The sequence below is a fragment of the Cupriavidus sp. GW821-FHT07C08 genome (assembly GCF_059419025.1).
The window spans coordinates 1-15,938 of record NZ_JBWKQZ010000007.1; the positions used below are offsets into that span (position 1 = coordinate 1).

A 15,938-nucleotide genomic window follows, 5' to 3' on the forward strand; every position below is an offset into this window, starting at 1 on the left:
GCTGCAGAGAAAGCGGAGCCTGGTTCGATCATTCTTCGATGTCCCATCTGTCGCATATATTTGGGACTGCTGAGTAAATCCTGCCGGTTTGCTCCCCTCCCGCTTGCGGGAGAGGGGAGCAAACAGTCGGGCAAGATAGCGCTCAATCCTTCCCGAACTCCGCCCCCATCTCCTTGCCCCGTGCCGCGGCGGCATGCATCGCGCGCACGAACGCGTCACCAATGCCCGAAGCCTCCATCGCCGTCAGCGCCGCGTAGGTGGTGCCGCCCTTGGACGTCACGCGCTCACGCAGGGTCGACACCGGCTCGGAAGACTGCCCGGCCAGGGTAGCAGCGCCACGGAAGGTCTCCACCGCCAGCTCGCGGCCTTGCTCCGCCGTCAGGCCCAGCTCCATGGCAGCGCGTTCCATCGCCTCGATAAAGTAGAAGACATAGGCCGGCCCACTGCCGGAAATGGCGGTGACCGCATCGATCTGGTCATCCCCATCCACCCACACGCACTTGCCGACGGCTTCGGCCACGGCGCTGGCAATCGCGCGGTCTTCGGCCGACAGGCCGGCCGGCGCGGCCAGCCCCGTCATGCCCATGCCAGCCAGCGCCGGCGTATTCGGCATCGCCCGCACCAGCCGGGTGCGCCCGTCCAGCCAGCGCTGCATGTCCTGCAGCCGGATGCCGGCGGCCACGCTGATCACCAGGTTGCCCTTGCCGCTGGCCGGCAGGACCGGCACCAGTTGCGCCGCGGCGTCGCGGAACTGCTGCGGCTTGACCGCCAGCACCAGCACGTCGCTGGCGCCGAAGGCGGCATCCGGCGCCCCGGCGGCATGCACGCCGAGGTCGCGCGCCAGGCGTTGCTGGGCCTCGGGGAAGGGGTCGACCACGCGGATCGAGCCGGCCGGCACGCCGCGGGCGATCAGCCCGCCGATCAGTGCGGTGGCCATGTTGCCGCCGCCGAGAAAGCCAAAGGTAAGGGTATCGAGCATGGGGATCCGTTGGGGGGCTTGAAGGGAATGGACTGGGCTTGCAGGGAAATGACGGAACTACGGGTACTGGCGCGCTCCGAAGATGGCGGTGCCGATCCGCACCAGGTTGGCGCCCTCGGCGATGGCGGCTTCCATGTCGCCCGACATGCCCATCGACAGCGTGTCGACGTCCAGGCCGTCGGCGCGCAGCGCCTGCAGCATGGCGCGCATGGCCGCGAACGGGCGGCGCTGCGCGGCGGGGTCGTCCTCAGGCTCGGGGATGGCCATCAGCCCGCGCAGGCGCAGGCCGGGCAGCGCGGCGACGGCATTTGCCAGGGCGGGTACCTCTGCCGGGGCGACGCCGCTCTTGCTGGCTTCGCCGCTGATATTGACCTGGATGCAGACCTGCAGCGCCGCCATGCCGGCCGGGCGCTGGGCCGACAGCCGCTCGGCGATCCTGAGCCGGTCGACGGCGTGCACCCAGTCGAAATGCTCCGCCACCAGCCGGCTCTTGTTGCTTTGCAGCGGGCCGATGAAATGCCATTGCAGGCGGTGGCGCAGCTCGGCCAGCGCGGCGATCTTGTCGACGCCTTCCTGGACGTAGTTTTCGCCGAAGGCAAGCTGTCCGGCGGCGTATGCGGCCCTTATGCGGTCGGGGGGAACGGTCTTGGAAACGGCCAGCAGGGCGATGTCCGCGGGCTGTCTGCCGGCTTGTTGTGCGGCCGCCGCGATGCGCTGGTGAACGGCTTGCAAGTTGGCGGCAATTACAGACATAATCCGGCGAACATACAAAAGAAAGTACCTAGAACCCGTGGTTCTGAAGTACTGATAACTCAGGGTGGGGTCATTATAGATGGACATCGCGCAGCTATTGGCTTTCGCTGTCAAGAACAAGGCGTCTGATCTTCATCTCTCCGCGGACATGCCGCCGATGGTGCGGATCCACGGCGACATGCGCCGGATCAACGTCGCCTCGATGACGCACAAGGATGTCCACGCCATGGTGTACGACATCATGAGCGACACCCAGCGCAAGGCCTACGAAGAACGCCTCGAAATCGATTTCTCGTTCGAGATCGCCGGCCTGTCCCGCTTCCGGGTCAATGCCTATAACACCCAGCGCGGCGCCGCCGCGGTGTTCCGTACCATTCCCTCCAAGGTGCTCACGCTCGAAGAGCTGCGCGCGCCCGCGGTGTTTGCCGACCTGTGCATGAAGCCGCGCGGGCTGGTGCTGGTAACGGGCCCGACCGGCTCGGGCAAGTCCACCACGCTGGCGGCGATGGTCGACCATCGCAACGAAAGCGACATGGGCCACATCCTCACGGTGGAGGACCCGATCGAATTCGTGCACAGCTCCAAGAAGAGCCTGATCAACCAGCGCGAGCTGGGGCCGCATACGCATTCGTTTGCCAACGCGCTGCGCTCGGCACTGCGTGAAGACCCGGACGTGATCCTGGTGGGTGAGTTGCGCGACTTGGAAACCATCCGCCTGGCGCTGACCGCGGCCGAGACCGGCCACCTGGTCTTCGGCACGCTGCACACCAGCTCCGCGGCCAAGACCATCGACCGGGTGGTCGATGTGTTCCCGCCCGAAGAGAAGGACATGGTGCGCACCATGCTGTCGGAATCGCTGGAGGCGGTGATCTCGCAGACGCTGCTGAAGACGCGCGACGGCAATGGCCGCACCGCCGCGCACGAGATCATGATCGCCACGCCCGCGATCCGCCACCTGATCCGCGAGAACAAGATCGCGCAGATGTACTCGATGATGCAGACCAGCAGCGGGCTGGGCATGCAGACGCTGGACCAGTGCCTGTCTGACCTGATCAAGCGCAGCGTCATCAGCTACAACGACGCGCGCGCCATCGCCAAGAACCCCGACGCGTTCATGGGCTGAGGCCCGCTCCCTAGCAGGACACCGCCATGCTCGATCGCGAATCCGCCGCCAAGTACATCAATGACCTGCTGGAGCTGATGGTCAGCAACCGCGGCTCTGACCTGTTCATCACTTCTGACTTCCCGCCGGCGATCAAGGTCGACGGCAAGATCAAGCCGGTGTCGCAGCAGCCGCTGAACCCGACCCAGGCGCTGGGCCTGGTGCGCTCGGTGATGAACGAGCGCCAGGTGCAGGATTTCGACACCAGCCGCGAATGCAATTTCGCGATCACCGCGCCCAAGGCCGGGCGCTTCCGCGTGTCGGCCTTTATCCAGCAGGGCAAGGCCGGCATGGTGGTGCGCACCATCAATACGCGCATCCCCTCGGTGGCCGACCTGGACCTGCCGGCGACGCTGCATGAGGTGGTGATGGCCAAGCGCGGGCTGGTGATCGTGACCGGTGCCACCGGCTCGGGCAAGTCGACCACGCTGGCGGCAATGCTGGATCACCGCAACGCGCATTCGTACGGCCATATCATCACCATCGAGGATCCGATCGAGTACGTGCATGCGCACCAGAACTGCATCGTCACGCAGCGTGAGGTCGGCATCGATACCGAGTCCTGGCACGTGGCGCTGAAGAACACGTTGCGCCAGGCGCCCGACGTGATCCTGATCGGCGAAATCCGCGATCGCGAGACCATGGAGTACGCGATGCAGTACGCCGAGACCGGCCACCTGTGCCTGGCCACGCTGCACGCCAACAACGCCAACCAGGCGATCGACCGCGTGGTCAACTTCTTCCCCGAGGAAAAGCGCCAGCAGCTGCTGATCGACCTGTCGCTGAACCTGAAGGCGATGATCTCGCAGCGCCTGCTGCCGCGCGCGGGCCGCAAGGGGCGGGTGCCGGCGGTGGAGATCATGATCGGCACGCCGCTGGTGGCCGACCTGATCTTCAAGGGCGAGATCCACGAGCTCAAGGAAGTCATCAAGAAGTCGCGTGAGCAGGGCATGGTCTCGTTCGACCAGGCGCTGTTCGACCTGTACGAGGAAGGCAAGATCACCTACGAGGACGCGCTGCGCAACGCCGACTCGCTCAACGACCTGCGCCTGATGATCAAGCTGCACAGCGCGAGCGCCAAGGATACCGACCTGGGTGCCGGCACCGAGCATCTCAATGTCATCTGATTCGTGCACGGCGATGCGCATGGCGTTATGCTTGGGCCACGCAAGGGCCAGTTCCGGCCCCAGGAGTCTGCCATGAGCAATGTCTACCAGTTCGAAGCCAACTCGCTGGCCGGCCAGCCGGTACCGCTGTCGCAGTTCCAGGGCAAGGTGATGCTGGTCGTCAACACCGCCAGCGAATGCGGGTTCACGCCGCAGTACGAGGGCCTGCAGAAGCTCTATGACGAATACCACGGGCGCGGCCTGGAGGTGCTGGGCTTCCCGTGCAACCAGTTCGGCAAGCAGGAGCCGGGCGATGCGCAGCAGATCGGCCAGTTCTGCGAAACGCGCTTTGCGGTGCGCTTCCCGATGTTCGCCAAGATCGACGTGAACGGTGCCGACGCCCATCCGCTGTACCAGTGGCTGACCACGGAAAAGCGTGGCGTGCTCGGTACCCAGGGCATCAAATGGAACTTCACCAAGTTCCTGCTGCGCCGCGACGGCACGGTGTTCAAGCGCTATGCGCCGACCACCAAGCCCGACGAGCTGCGCGCCGATATCGAGAAGCTGCTGTCCGACCCGGCTGCCTGAGCGGGACTAGGCGCCGCTGGCGCGCACCGCACGCAGGAAACCATTGAGCGAGCGGTCGGGCGTTTCGTGGAAATGGTCGTCCAGCATGCGGATGGCGCGGCATCGGTCCAGCCGGAAGCTGCGGTAGTCCGAGCGCGTGGTGCACCACGCCGCCAGCAACCAGGCATTGCCCCAGAAGAACAGGCCGAGCGGCATCACCACGCGTTCGGTGATGCGCTGCTGCACGTCGCAGTAGTCGAGCAGCAGCAATTTCTGCTCGCCCAGCGCGCCGTGCACCACGTCGAAGGCCTCGCGCACGTGCGCCTGGTTGACGTATTCCGGCGCGAACACGCGGCTTTGCTGCGCCGCCAGCCGGCGCGGCGGCGGCAGCGCGGCCATCAGTTTTTCCAGCGCGGGCTCGGCCGCGGCGGCCAGCGCGCCGCCGCCCCAGGCTTTCAGGAGGCGCAGGCCGGCGACCAGCGCTTCCACTTCCATGGCGGTGAACATCAGCGGCGGGACATCGAAGTCAGCACGCAGCCGGTAGCCGATGCCGGCCTCGCCCTCGACCGGCACGCCTGACAGCGACAGCGCCTGGATATCACGGTAGACGGTGCGTTCCGACACCCCGAGCCGCTGCGCCAGCAGTGCCGCCGTGGTCAGGCGGCGGCCGCGCAGCACCTGCACGATCTGGAACAGGCGGTCGGCGCGGCGGCTCATCGGAGGTGGCTAGCCATCGGTCAACCGGCCACGGGCTCGTGCAGACCGATGCGGTTGCCTTCGCTGTCGGTGATATGGGCGATGCGGCCGATCTCGCCCGGCAGGCGCAGCGGCCCGAACACGGTCTTGCCGCCGGCGCGCGCGGCGCGCTCCAGCAGCACATCCAGTTCCGGCGCATGCAGGTATGGCACCGCGCCGTAGTAGTTGCTGGGGCGGTAGCCCTCGCCGGCCACCAGTGCGCCGCCCGGGTCGGGGTGGGGGAACACGGCCATGTCTACCTGGCTCATGGTCTCGCGGCGCAGCTGGATGTCGAACACCTGCTCGTAGAAGCCGACCGCGCGGTTCATGTCGACGACGGGGATTTCCAGCCAGTTGATCAGACGGTTGCTCATGACAGACTCCTTGGTTCCAAGTGAAAGGGAGTGAGGAGTTCGCATCATGCGCGGGGGCTGCTGACAGCGTCCTGTCAGGAGCGTGTCAGTGTGGCATCCACGCCGCCATCACCGGCACCATGATCGCCGTCAGCACGCCGTTCAGGCCCATGCCCAGCGCGGCAAAGGCGCCGGCTTCCTGGTTGACCTGGAAGGCCCGCGCGGTGCCGATGCCGTGCGCCGCCACGCCGGTGGCGAAGCCGCGCACGCTGTAGTCGCGGATGCGCAGCAGGTTCAGCACGCTGGTGGCGCTGACCGCGCCGATGATGCCGGTGGCCATCACCAGCACCGCCGTCAGCGACGGCAGCCCGCCGATCTTCTCGGCCACGCCCATGGCGATCGGGATCGTCACCGACTTGGGCGCGAGCGAGCGCACGGTCTCGGGCGATGCGCCCAGCAGCCAGGCAATGCCCACCGCCGACACCACCGCCACCACCGAGCCCGCCACCAGCCCCGCCAGCAGCGGGAACACATGGGTGCGCAGCTTGGGCAGCTGCAGGTACAGCGGCACCGCCAGCGCCACCGTGGCCGGCCCCAGCAGGAAGTGCACGAACTGCGCGCCGTCGAAGTAGGTCTTGTAGGGCGTGCCGGTGACGGTCAGCACCGTGACCAGCAGCGCCACCGCGATCATCACCGGGTTGGCCAGCGGCGAGAAGCGCGAACGCTCATAGATGCGGAAGGCAAAGACGTAGGCCAGCAGCGTAGCGGTCAGCCCGACCAGCGGGCTTGCGGCCAGGTAGACCCAGATCTCGTTGAGGCGGGGCGTCATCATGCCTGCTCTCCTTTCGCATCGGCGGGCGGGACATCGGCGCGCTTGCGCATCAGCATGCGCGTGACCACGGCGGTGGTGGCGATGGCCAGCCAGGTGGACACCACCAGCGCCACCAGGATCGGCATCCATTCGCCCTCGATGCGGTTGGCATGGACCATGATGCCGACACCGGCCGGCACGAACAGCAGCGACAGGTGCTTGAGCAGTTCAGATGTGGTGCCCTGGATGATGGGCAGCAGGCGGTCGTCGAAGATGAGCCAGCCGAACAGCAGGATCATGCCCAGCACGGGGCCGGGCACCGGCAGGGTCAGCGCGTAGCTGATCACCTCACCGACGGACTGGAAAACCAACAGGATTGCAAAGGTCTGGAGCATGGGGCGTGGCGTTTGGTCGCAGGTGCGCGGCGCGCGTCCGGAAGGATGCGCGCTGCCGCCCATGCTGCCCGCCCGCGCTAGCCGAGCATCTTGTCGACCAGTTCGATCCAGTGCATCACCGGGGTGCCGGTGCCGCTCTGCAGGTGCGAGATGCAGCCGATATTGGCCGAGACGATGGCTTCGGGCTGCGTGGCCTGCAGTTTGGCGAGCTTGTCGTCGCGCAGGCGGTAGGCCAGTTCCGGCTGCAACACCGAATAAGTGCCTGCCGAGCCGCAGCACAGGTGGCTGTCAGCGCAGAGTTTGACTTCGACGCCGAGGCCGGTCAAGAGCGCTTCGACTTTGCCGCGGATCTGCTGGCCGTGCTGCAGCGTGCAGGGCGGGTGGTAAGCCACGCGCCGGTTGTCGCGCGGGACCGCGCCGGCCAGGGTGTGCAGCTCGTCGGCAAAGTCCGGCAAGACTTCGGACAGGTCGCGCGTCAGCGCCGATACGCGGCGGGCGCGCTCGGCGTACTTCGGATCGTTGCGCAGCAGGTGGCCGTAGTCCTTGACCATCGCGCCGCAGCCCGAGGCGGTCATCACGATGGCTTCGGCGCCGTCCTCGATATGCGGCCACCAGGCGTCGATATTGCGGCGCATATTGTCGAGGCCGCCGTCGTGGTCGCCGGTGTGGAAGCGGATCGCGCCGCAGCAGCCGGCTTCGCGCGCCACCAGCAGTTGTACGCCGACACGGTCGAACACGCGCGCGGTGGCGGCATTGATGTTGGGCGACATTGCCGGCTGCACGCAGCCGTCGAGCAACAACATCTTGCGTGCATGCACATTGCGCGGCCAGGTGCCGGGCGCGGCGGTGCTGGACTGCGCCGGCACCTTGTTGCGCAGCGTGCCCGGCAGCAGCGGCCGCACCATCTGGCCCAGGCGCAGCGCCGTGCCGAACAGCGCCGGGCGCGTCAGCCCCTCGCGCAGCACCCAGCGCGCGATGCGCTCGCGGGCGGGGCGCTGCACGCCTTCGGCCTCGAGCTTGTCGTCGACCAGCTTGCGGCCGATATCGACCAGGCGGCCGTAGCGCACGCCCGACGGGCAGGTCGATTCGCAGTTGCGGCAGGTCAGGCAGCGGTCCAGGTGCAGGCGCGTGCTTTCGGTGATGGCATGGCCTTCCAGTACCTGCTTCATGAGGTAGATGCGCCCGCGCGGGCCGTCCAGCTCATCGCCGAGCAACTGGTAGGTGGGGCAGGTGGCGGTGCAGAAGCCGCAATGCACGCAATTGCCGACGATGGATTTGGCTTCCTCGCCTTCGGGGGTGTTACGAAGAAAATCGGCCAGGTTCGTTTGCATGGTGTGGGGAGGTTGTGCCTGGGGTTGTCTGGGCCTGCCGGATCAGAGCCCGGGGTACATGCGCTGCGGGTTGAAGATGCCGGCCGGGTCGAAGGTCTCTTTCAGGCGGCGGTGGATCGCGGCCAGCGGCGAGGCCAGCGGCGTGAACACGCCCACTGACTTGTCTCCGTTGCGGAACAGCGTGGCATGGCCGCCGGCGGCTTGCGCCACGGCGCGCACGCTTTCGGCATCGGTCTTGTCAGTGCCGTCCTCGGGCAGCCACCAGCGCTGGCCGCCGCCCCATTCGATCAGTTGTGAACCGGGCAGCTCCAGCGGTGCGGCGATGGTGGGCACCGCCAGGCGCCACAGCGCGCGGCCCGCCTGGGCGGGGGCGAAGAACGGGTGGGTCTGCTCGCGCAGCGATTGCCACAGCGCCGCGGCTTCTGCAGCGTCCACGCGCTCGCCGCCCAGCCTGGCGCACGCGGCACGCACCGCGGCGGTGGCGCCGGCCAGGCGCACATGCAGCACGCCCGCGTGCCAGGCCGAAGACGCCAGCGGCAGCGGCTGGCCGCCCCACTGGTTCAGTTGCCGGATGGCCTCGGCCTGCGCCAGCTCGAAGCGCAGCGTGGCCTCGTCGAACGGTGCCGGCAGCACCTTGACCGATACCTGCAGGATCAGCCCGAGCGTGCCGAGCGAGCCCGCCAGCAGCCGCGACACGTCATAGCCCGCCACGTTCTTCATCACCTGGCCGCCGAAGTCCATTACCTCGCCGCGGCCGTCCATCAGCTGCGCGCCCAGCATGAAGTCGCGCAGCGCGCCCGCCGACTGCCGGCGCGGGCCCGACAATCCCGCGGCCACGGCGCCGCCCAGCGTCGCACTGCTGGGCTGGCCCGGCAGTGCGAAATGGGGCGGCTCGAAGGCCAGCATCTGGCGCTTTTCGGCCAGCGCCGCCTCGATCTCGGCCAGCGGCGTGCCGCAGCGCGCGGTGATCACCAGCTCGGCCGGGTCGTATTCGACGATGCCGGCATAGGCGCGCGTGTCCAGCAGCTGGCCCGCGGCGGGCTGGCCGTAGAAGTCCTTGCTGCCGCCGCCGCGCAGCCGCAGCGCGGTGCGGGTCTCGGTGGCTTGCCTGACGGCGTCGCGGATGGCGTCGAGGGTGGCTTGCATATGCGTCGTGGGGTAGGGAAGGCCGGCTCAGGAGCCGGCAGGTCCGCCGGGCACTTCCGGCCGGTCGTTCTGGTATTCGGGCAGCTGGCTGCCGCAATGCTTGCAGTAGCCGGCGTCGGGTTCGTGGCCCTCGGTCAGGCAATGGGTGCAGGTGCGCGTGGTGAGCGGCCGCTTCAGGATGCTGGCGGCCAGCTCGGCGCCGACGATGCCGGTGGGGAAGGCGATGATGCCGTAGCCCAGCAGGATGGTCAGCGAGGTGATGAACTGCCCCAGCGGGGTCTTGGGCACCATGTCGCCGAAGCCCGTGGTGGTCAGCGTCACCACCGCCCAGTACATGCTGACCGGGATGCTGGTGAAGCCGTGCTGCGGACCTTCCACCACGTACATCACCGTGCCCAGGATCACCGTGATGATGAACACCGTGCCCAGGAACACGAAGATCTTGCGCCGGCTGTTGACCAGCGCGCGGTACAGGATCTCGGCCTCCTCGAAGTACACGGTCAGCTTCAGGATCCGGAACACGCGCAGCAGCCGCAGCAGGCGCACGTCGATCAGGAAATGCAGCTCGGGCAGGAAGAACGCCAGCCAGGTCGGCATGATCGAGACGAAGTCGATGATGCCGTAGAAGCTGAACACATAGCGCCACGGCCGGCGCACCACCAGGATGCGCATCACGTACTCGGCCGTGAAGAACAGCGTGAACATCCATTCCAGCACGGTGAACAGCCGCCCGAGGCGGTTGTTCACCGCGGGCAGGCTGTCGAGCATCACCACCATCACGCTGGCGACAATGGCCAGCAGCAGCGCGACATCGAAGAGCCGGCCCTCGCGGGTATCGGCCTCGAAGATGATGGTGTACCAGCGCTGGCGCCAGCCGGTCTCGGGCTGGCCCAGGCGCTGGCGGATGAACGCTTCCTGCTGCTGGCGTCGGCGTGGGCTGGACATGGCGTGGCTCAGAAGCGTGGCAGTTCCGGGTGCGGCAGCAGGCCCCGCTTCACATGCATCTTGCCGTACTCCGCGCAGCGCGCCAGCGTGGGGATGGCCTTGTCCGGGTTGAGCAGCCGCGCCGGGTCGAAGGCGGCCTTGACGCCGAAGAAGGCGTCGCGCTCGGCGGGCGAGAACTGCACGCACATCGAGTTGAGCTTCTCCACGCCCACGCCGTGCTCGCCGGTGACGGTGCCGCCCAGCTCGACGCAGGTTTCCAGGATGTCGGCGCCGAACAGCTCGGCGCGGTGCCATTCGTCCTGGTCCGAGCCATCGAACAGGATCAGCGGGTGCATATTGCCGTCGCCAGCATGGAACACGTTGATGCAGCGCAGGCCGTACTTGCGCTCCATCTCCTCGATGCGCTTGAGCAGCGTACCGATGTGCTTGCGCGGGATGGTGCCGTCCATGCAGTAGTAGTCGGGCGAAATCCGGCCCGCGGCGGGGAAGGCGTTCTTGCGCCCGCTCCAGAAGCGCAGCCGCTCGGCCTCGTTCTGCGAGACCACGATGCGGGTGCAGCCCGAAGCCTTCAGCACTTCGCTCATGCGCTCGATTTCCTCGGCCACTTCTTCCGGGGTGCCGTCGGACTCGCACAGCAGGATGGCGGCGGCATCGAGGTCATAGCCCGCATGCACGAATTCCTCCACTGCCGCTGTGGCGGGCTTGTCCATCATCTCCAGTCCCGCCGGGATGATGCCCGCGGCGATCACGTCGGCCACGGCGTTGCCGCCTTTCTCGACATCGTCGAAGCAGGCCATGATCACCTGCGCCAGCTGCGGCTTGGGGATCAGGCGCACGGTGACCTCGGTGACCACGCCCAGCATGCCTTCGGAGCCAATCATGACGGCCAGCAGGTCCAGGCCGGGCGCGTCGGGCGCCTCGGAGCCGAACACCACCACCTCGCCCTCCATCGTCACCGCGCGCACGCGCAGCACGTTGTGCACGGTCAGGCCGTACTTCAGGCAGTGCACGCCGCCGGAGTTCTCGCTGACGTTGCCGCCGATGGTGCAGGCGATCTGCGAGGACGGGTCCGGCGCGTAGTACAGGTTGTGGGGCGCGGCGGCGTCGGAGATCGCCAGGTTGCGCACGCCCGGCTGGACCACCGCGGTGCGCGAGTACGGATCGACCGACAGGATGCGCTTGAACTTGGCCAGCGACAGCACCAGGCCCTCGGCGATCGGCATGGCGCCGCCCGACAGGCTGGTGCCGGCGCCGCGCGGCACCACCGGCACGCCCAGCTTGTGGCACAGGCGCAGGATCGCGCAGACCTGTTCCTCGGTGTCGGGCAGGGCCACGGCCATCGGCACCTGGCGGTACGCGGCCAGGCCGTCGCATTCATAGGGGACGGTGTCTTCCGGCTTCCACAGCAGCGCGGCATCCGGCAGGATCTGCGCCAGGCCGGCCAGCAGCGCGCTGCGGCGGCCTTCGGCCGTGGCATGGGCGCCGTCGGGGGCGATGGTTTGGGCTTCGTGCGGGGCATTCATGAACGACTCCTGTGGGGCCTCCTGGATGGCGGTCGGTGCGCGGCCTGCCGGTCGCGGCAATACAGGGCCTGCCGCGGGGGACGGGTGACTATAGCGCAGGGCACCTGGCGCGGGCACCATAGGAGACGTGAATTCCGCATGGCAGGCCGATCAAAAATGCTCATCATGGCTGCGCGGGAAATCACGCCTGGCATGGGACGCAAGTCCAGCGTACACCGCGGCGCGGGTGCAGGGAAGGCGGCCCGTCCGGGCTCAGCGTGCCGGCGGCTGCGGCAGGAAGCAGACCATGTCGAGCTTGTCGTGGAAGTGCGGCGCGACGTACAGCGCATCCGGCTCCAGCCCCGTGCGCACGAAGCCGAGCGACTCATACAGCCGCACCGCGCCCGCGCTGCCGGCATTGACGCACAGCGTTACCTGGCGCACGCCCGGCATGGCGGCGGCCTGTTCCATGGCCCGCTCCATCAGCGCGCGGCCGAGCTTGCGGTCGCGCCAGCCCGGGGCCACGTACATGCCCCAGATAAAGGCCTTGTGCCGGTGCTTGGCGTTTTCCTCGCGCATCACCCCGACCACGCCCGCCAGCGCGGTGCCATCGGTGCCGACAACAAAGGCGCCGAATACGGCCTTGCCCTCGGTCGCGGCCAGGCGCGCGGCGACGACTTCCAGCGGCCGGTCCTGTTCCTCCTCCAGGCTGGAAGCGAAGGCCTCCGGCGCTTCGGCCAGGCCTTGCAGCCGCAGCGCCTGGAAGGCGGCGGCATCGGCGGGGGTCAGCAAGCGGATTTCCATGGGGTCGGTCTCCTACCAGTCCAGGCTCAGTAGCCAGTCGACGAAATAGCGCGCCTCGGGCTTGAGCGGAGCCTGTTCGCGCTCGACGATGTAGTAGCCGTGCGGCGAGACCGATTCCACATCCAGCAGCCGCACCATCTGCCCCAGTGACAGCCAGTGCCGCGCCATGCGCTGGCGCACCAGCGCCACGCCCTGGTTGGACGCGATCGCCTCCAGCATCAGGCCGATGTCATTGAACTGCGGCCCGGTCTGCGGCTCGGCCCAGTCCAGCCCGGCAGTCTCGAACCACGGCTTCCACGGCTCCAGCGGGCTGCGCAGCAGCACCAGGCCGTGCAGGTGCTCGGGCTTGGTGATGGCGCGGCCGTTGACGCGCTCGTAGTACTCACGCCCGCAGGCCGGGAACACCGGCTCGACCAGCAGCCGGGTGGTCTTCAGGTCGGGGTAGCGGCCGGTGCCGTAGCGGATCTCGACATCGGTGTCCTCGGCCTTGACGTCCAGGAACGGGATCGCCAGGTGCAGCTCGAGGTCGATATGCGGATACAGCGCGCCGAACTCAGGCAGGCGCGGCACCAGGTGCTGGCGTCCGAAGGTGGGCGGGATCGCCACCCGCAGCCGGGTGCGCAGCTTGTTGTACTCGGGCCGCGCCAGCTCGTTGAGCGACTTGAGCGCGTCCTGCACATTGCGCAGGTAGCGCGTGCCGGCGGCGGTCAGCCGCAGCGCCGCGTTGGCGCGCACGAACAGGTCTTCGCCCCACAGCTCCTCAAGATTCTTGATGCGGTGCGAGACCGCGCTGGGCGTGACCGACAGCTCTTCGGCCGCGCGCGCGAAGCTGCCCAGGCGCGCCGCGGCCTCGAAGGCGATCAGCAGGTGCAGCGGCGGAACGCGGTTGAACATGGAGGCCATCTGCCCGGTACGCCTTACTGCGTGCCCGCGCGCGTGGCGCTGAAGATCTTGCCCGGGTTCAGGATGTGGTTGGGGTCCAGCGCGTCCTTGATCGCGCGCATCAGGTCGAGCGCGTCCTCGCCGTGTTCTTCCACCAGGAAGCGCTGCTTGTGCAGGCCCACGCCGTGCTCGCCGGTGCAGGTGCCGCCCATCGCCAGCGCGCGCTCGACGATGCGCTGGTTGATGGCCTCGGCCTCGGCCATCTCTTCGGGCTTGCCGGGGTCGACCAGGATCGCCACGTGGAAGTTGCCGTCGCCGACGTGGCCGACGATGGGGCAGGGCAGCGCCGAGGCGTTCAGGTCCTTCTCGGTCTCGGTGACGCAGTCGGCCAGGCGCGAGATCGGAACGCACACGTCGGTGGTCACCGACTTGCAGCCCGGCTTGAGCTGCAGCATGGCGAAGTAGGCGGTATGGCGCGCGTTCCACAGCCGGCTGCGGTCCTCCGGGCGCGTGGCCCATTCGAAGCCCTGGCCGCCATGCTCGGCGGTGATCTGCTGCACGGTCTCGGCCTGCTCGCGCACGCCGGCCTCGGTGCCGTGGAATTCGAAGAACAGATGCGGCGTTTCCGGCAGGGTCAGGTTGTCGTGGCGGTTGATGGCGCGGATCGCCAGCGCATCGACAAACTCCACGCGCGCCACCGGTACGCCCAGCTGGATCGTCTGGATCACCGCCTGCACCGCGCTGCCCATGCTGGGGAAGGCGCACACCGCGGCGGAGATCGCTTCGGGCTGCGGGTAGAGCCGCACCGTCACCTCGGTGATGATGCCGAGCGTGCCTTCGCTGCCGATAAAGAGCCGGGTCAGGTCGTAGCCCGCCGCCGACTTGCGCGCCTGCGTGCCGGTGCGGATCACGCGGCCGTCGGCGGTCACCACCGTCAGCGCCAGCACGTTCTCGCGCATGGTGCCGTAGCGCACCGCGTTGGTCCCGGAGGCGCGCGTGGCGCACATGCCGCCCAGCGAGGCATCGGCGCCCGGGTCGATCGGGAAGAACAGGCCGGTGTCCTTGATTTCCTGGTTCAGCTGCTTGCGCGTGACGCCGGGCTGCACGGTCACGGTCAGGTCCTCGGGCTGCACTGCCAGCACGCGGTTCATCTGCGACAGGTCCAGGCTGATGCCGCCTGCCACGGCCAGCAGATGGCCTTCCAGCGACGAGCCGGCGCCGTACGGGATCAGCGGCACGCCATGCTGGTTGCACAGGCGCGCCACCTCGGCCACTTCCTCGGTGCTGTGGGCGAAGACCACGGCGTCGGGCAGGGCCGGCGGGAACGGGGATTCGTCGCGGCCATGGTGTTCGCACACGCCGGCGGAGGTGGTGAAGCGGTCGCCAAAGCGAGCCGCCAGGGCGTCGCTGCAGGCGGGCGGCAGCGGACGGCGGGCGAGGGTGGCGGGCGGCGTGGGGTGGTTCATGCGGGTCTCCGGCGGGTCGGCGCAACGTTGGTGCCGGCGGCGGAGTTCCGGAGCAAGCTCCGGTCTGGCCGGCAGGGGCGCGACCCGGTGATCGAATGGACGATGAATGGGGGCTACCAGCATTCTACGCCGCGCGGCGGCTCATGCACCCTGGCGGGGCACCCCGGCGGCCGGCGGCCGGCAGGTACTGGCCGATAGCCGCACAGCCAGCGCCGGGACACAAGCGCTTGGCCCGCCAAGGCGGTCCGGCGCGATAATGCGTCTTTCCCCTTGGCGCCCCGCGTTGCAGGGCGGACCACAACTACCACACGCATACGAGGAGACCGGCATGGGCCACCGCCTGTCCAAGATTGCCACCCGCACCGGCGACGCCGGCACCACCGGCCTGGGCGATGGCAGCCGTACCGGCAAGCACAGCCTGCGCATCGGCGCCATCGGCGACGTCGATGAGCTGAATTGCCACGTCGGCGTGCTGCTGACCGAGGCCCTGCCGGACGACGTGCGCGCCGCGCTGCTGCATATCCAGCACGACCTGTTCGACCTGGGTGGCGAGCTGTCCATCCCGGGCTACACCTTGCTCAAGCCTGAGCAGGTGGCGCAGCTCGACACCTGGCTGGCCGACTACAACGCCAACCTGCCGCGGCTGGCCGAATTCATCCTGCCGGGCGGCAGCCGCGCCGCGGCGCAGGCCCATGTCTGCCGCACCGTGTGTCGCCGTGCCGAACGCGCGCTGGTGGCGCTGGGCACGGCCGAGCCGCTGAACGAGGCCCCGCGCCAGTACCTGAACCGGCTGTCGGACCTGATGTTCGTGCTGGCGCGGGTGTTGAACCGGGCCGGGGGCGGTTCGGACGTGTTGTGGCAGCGCGATCGCGATGCGCCAGGAGGTATGGAATAAGCCACTTTCGGCGACCGTGTCGCGCCGTCGGCTTAACCTGCGGCGGCGGATGCCGTTGAAAGCGTGCAGAAACCGAGAAAATTACTCGGATTTGCCGGTTCTGCCC

17 protein-coding genes are annotated in these 15,938 nt (G+C 68.2%); 4 read left to right on the forward strand and 13 right to left on the reverse strand.

Going from position 1 to position 15,938, the window contains the following annotated elements:
- Positions 1-142: 142 nt before the first annotated feature.
- Both proC and AC07UK_RS11055 read right to left on the reverse strand, forming a co-directional pair.
- Positions 143-979, reverse strand: coding sequence for a pyrroline-5-carboxylate reductase (gene proC / locus AC07UK_RS11050; protein WP_494686460.1), 837 nt, complete (start codon positions 977-979; stop codon positions 143-145).
- A 57-nt stretch (positions 980-1,036) separates the two neighbouring features.
- Positions 1,037-1,732: a YggS family pyridoxal phosphate-dependent enzyme gene (locus AC07UK_RS11055; protein ID WP_494686461.1), complete on the reverse strand. Its 696-nt coding sequence runs from the start codon at positions 1,730-1,732 to the stop codon at positions 1,037-1,039.
- A 79-nt stretch (positions 1,733-1,811) separates the two neighbouring features.
- On the opposite strand from AC07UK_RS11055, the gene AC07UK_RS11060 reads away from it, so the two are divergent.
- The 3 genes from AC07UK_RS11060 to AC07UK_RS11070 all read left to right on the forward strand — a co-directional run bounded on the left by AC07UK_RS11060 (position 1,812) and on the right by AC07UK_RS11070 (position 4,588).
- Positions 1,812-2,855, forward strand: a complete 1,044-nt coding sequence (locus AC07UK_RS11060) for a type IV pilus twitching motility protein PilT (RefSeq protein ID WP_013957933.1) — start codon at positions 1,812-1,814, stop codon at positions 2,853-2,855.
- 26 nt (positions 2,856-2,881) lie between these two features.
- Entirely contained in the window at positions 2,882-4,021 is a 1,140-nt protein-coding gene (locus AC07UK_RS11065) for a PilT/PilU family type 4a pilus ATPase (protein WP_013957931.1), read from the forward strand.
- A gap of 72 nt (positions 4,022-4,093) precedes the next feature.
- Positions 4,094-4,588 (forward strand): glutathione peroxidase, encoded by a 495-nt coding sequence (locus AC07UK_RS11070; RefSeq protein WP_018311516.1) that lies wholly within the window; start codon positions 4,094-4,096, stop codon positions 4,586-4,588.
- Positions 4,589-4,594: 6 nt separating this feature from the next.
- Here the strand turns inward: AC07UK_RS11070 and AC07UK_RS11075 are convergent, their stop codons facing one another.
- The 11 genes from AC07UK_RS11075 to AC07UK_RS11125 form a co-directional block, all read right to left on the reverse strand.
- A complete protein-coding gene (locus AC07UK_RS11075; protein WP_494686462.1) occupies positions 4,595-5,284 on the reverse strand; it encodes a helix-turn-helix transcriptional regulator in 690 nt (229 codons plus the stop codon).
- 20 nt (positions 5,285-5,304) lie between these two features.
- Positions 5,305-5,676 carry a VOC family protein gene (locus AC07UK_RS11080; RefSeq protein WP_018311518.1) on the reverse strand — a complete coding sequence of 124 codons (372 nt, stop codon included), beginning with the start codon at positions 5,674-5,676 and terminating at the stop codon, positions 5,305-5,307.
- Positions 5,677-5,761: 85 nt separating this feature from the next.
- Positions 5,762-6,487 (reverse strand): LrgB family protein, encoded by a 726-nt coding sequence (locus AC07UK_RS11085; RefSeq protein ID WP_010815045.1) that lies wholly within the window; start codon positions 6,485-6,487, stop codon positions 5,762-5,764.
- Positions 6,484-6,861 (reverse strand): CidA/LrgA family protein, encoded by a 378-nt coding sequence (locus tag AC07UK_RS11090; protein ID WP_436222598.1) that lies wholly within the window; start codon positions 6,859-6,861, stop codon positions 6,484-6,486. Before AC07UK_RS11090 ends, AC07UK_RS11085 begins: the two co-directional genes overlap by 4 nt.
- Positions 6,862-6,938: 77 nt before the next feature.
- On the reverse strand, positions 6,939-8,192 hold the full coding sequence (gene glcF, locus AC07UK_RS11095; RefSeq protein ID WP_494686463.1) for a glycolate oxidase subunit GlcF: 1,254 nt from the start codon (positions 8,190-8,192) through the stop codon (positions 6,939-6,941).
- Positions 8,193-8,234: 42 nt separating this feature from the next.
- A complete protein-coding gene (gene glcE, locus AC07UK_RS11100; protein WP_494686464.1) occupies positions 8,235-9,338 on the reverse strand; it encodes a glycolate oxidase subunit GlcE in 1,104 nt (367 codons plus the stop codon).
- Positions 9,339-9,365: 27 nt separating this feature from the next.
- Positions 9,366-10,283, reverse strand: a complete 918-nt coding sequence (locus AC07UK_RS11105) for an ion transporter (protein WP_494686465.1) — start codon at positions 10,281-10,283, stop codon at positions 9,366-9,368.
- 8 nt (positions 10,284-10,291) lie between these two features.
- Positions 10,292-11,806, reverse strand: a complete 1,515-nt coding sequence (locus tag AC07UK_RS11110) for an FAD-linked oxidase C-terminal domain-containing protein (RefSeq protein WP_436222594.1) — start codon at positions 11,804-11,806, stop codon at positions 10,292-10,294.
- A gap of 252 nt (positions 11,807-12,058) precedes the next feature.
- On the reverse strand, positions 12,059-12,589 hold the full coding sequence (locus AC07UK_RS11115) for a GNAT family N-acetyltransferase (protein WP_494686466.1): 531 nt from the start codon (positions 12,587-12,589) through the stop codon (positions 12,059-12,061).
- Between the two features lie 12 nt (positions 12,590-12,601).
- Entirely contained in the window at positions 12,602-13,492 is an 891-nt protein-coding gene (locus AC07UK_RS11120; RefSeq protein WP_114133744.1) for a LysR substrate-binding domain-containing protein, read from the reverse strand.
- A 14-nt stretch (positions 13,493-13,506) separates the two neighbouring features.
- Positions 13,507-14,937: an FAD-binding oxidoreductase gene (locus tag AC07UK_RS11125; RefSeq protein ID WP_436222592.1), complete on the reverse strand. Its 1,431-nt coding sequence runs from the start codon at positions 14,935-14,937 to the stop codon at positions 13,507-13,509.
- A 328-nt stretch (positions 14,938-15,265) separates the two neighbouring features.
- On the opposite strand from AC07UK_RS11125, the gene AC07UK_RS11130 reads away from it, so the two are divergent.
- Positions 15,266-15,832, forward strand: coding sequence for a cob(I)yrinic acid a,c-diamide adenosyltransferase (locus AC07UK_RS11130; RefSeq protein WP_436222591.1), 567 nt, complete (start codon positions 15,266-15,268; stop codon positions 15,830-15,832).
- The last annotated feature ends 106 nt before the right edge of the window (positions 15,833-15,938 follow it).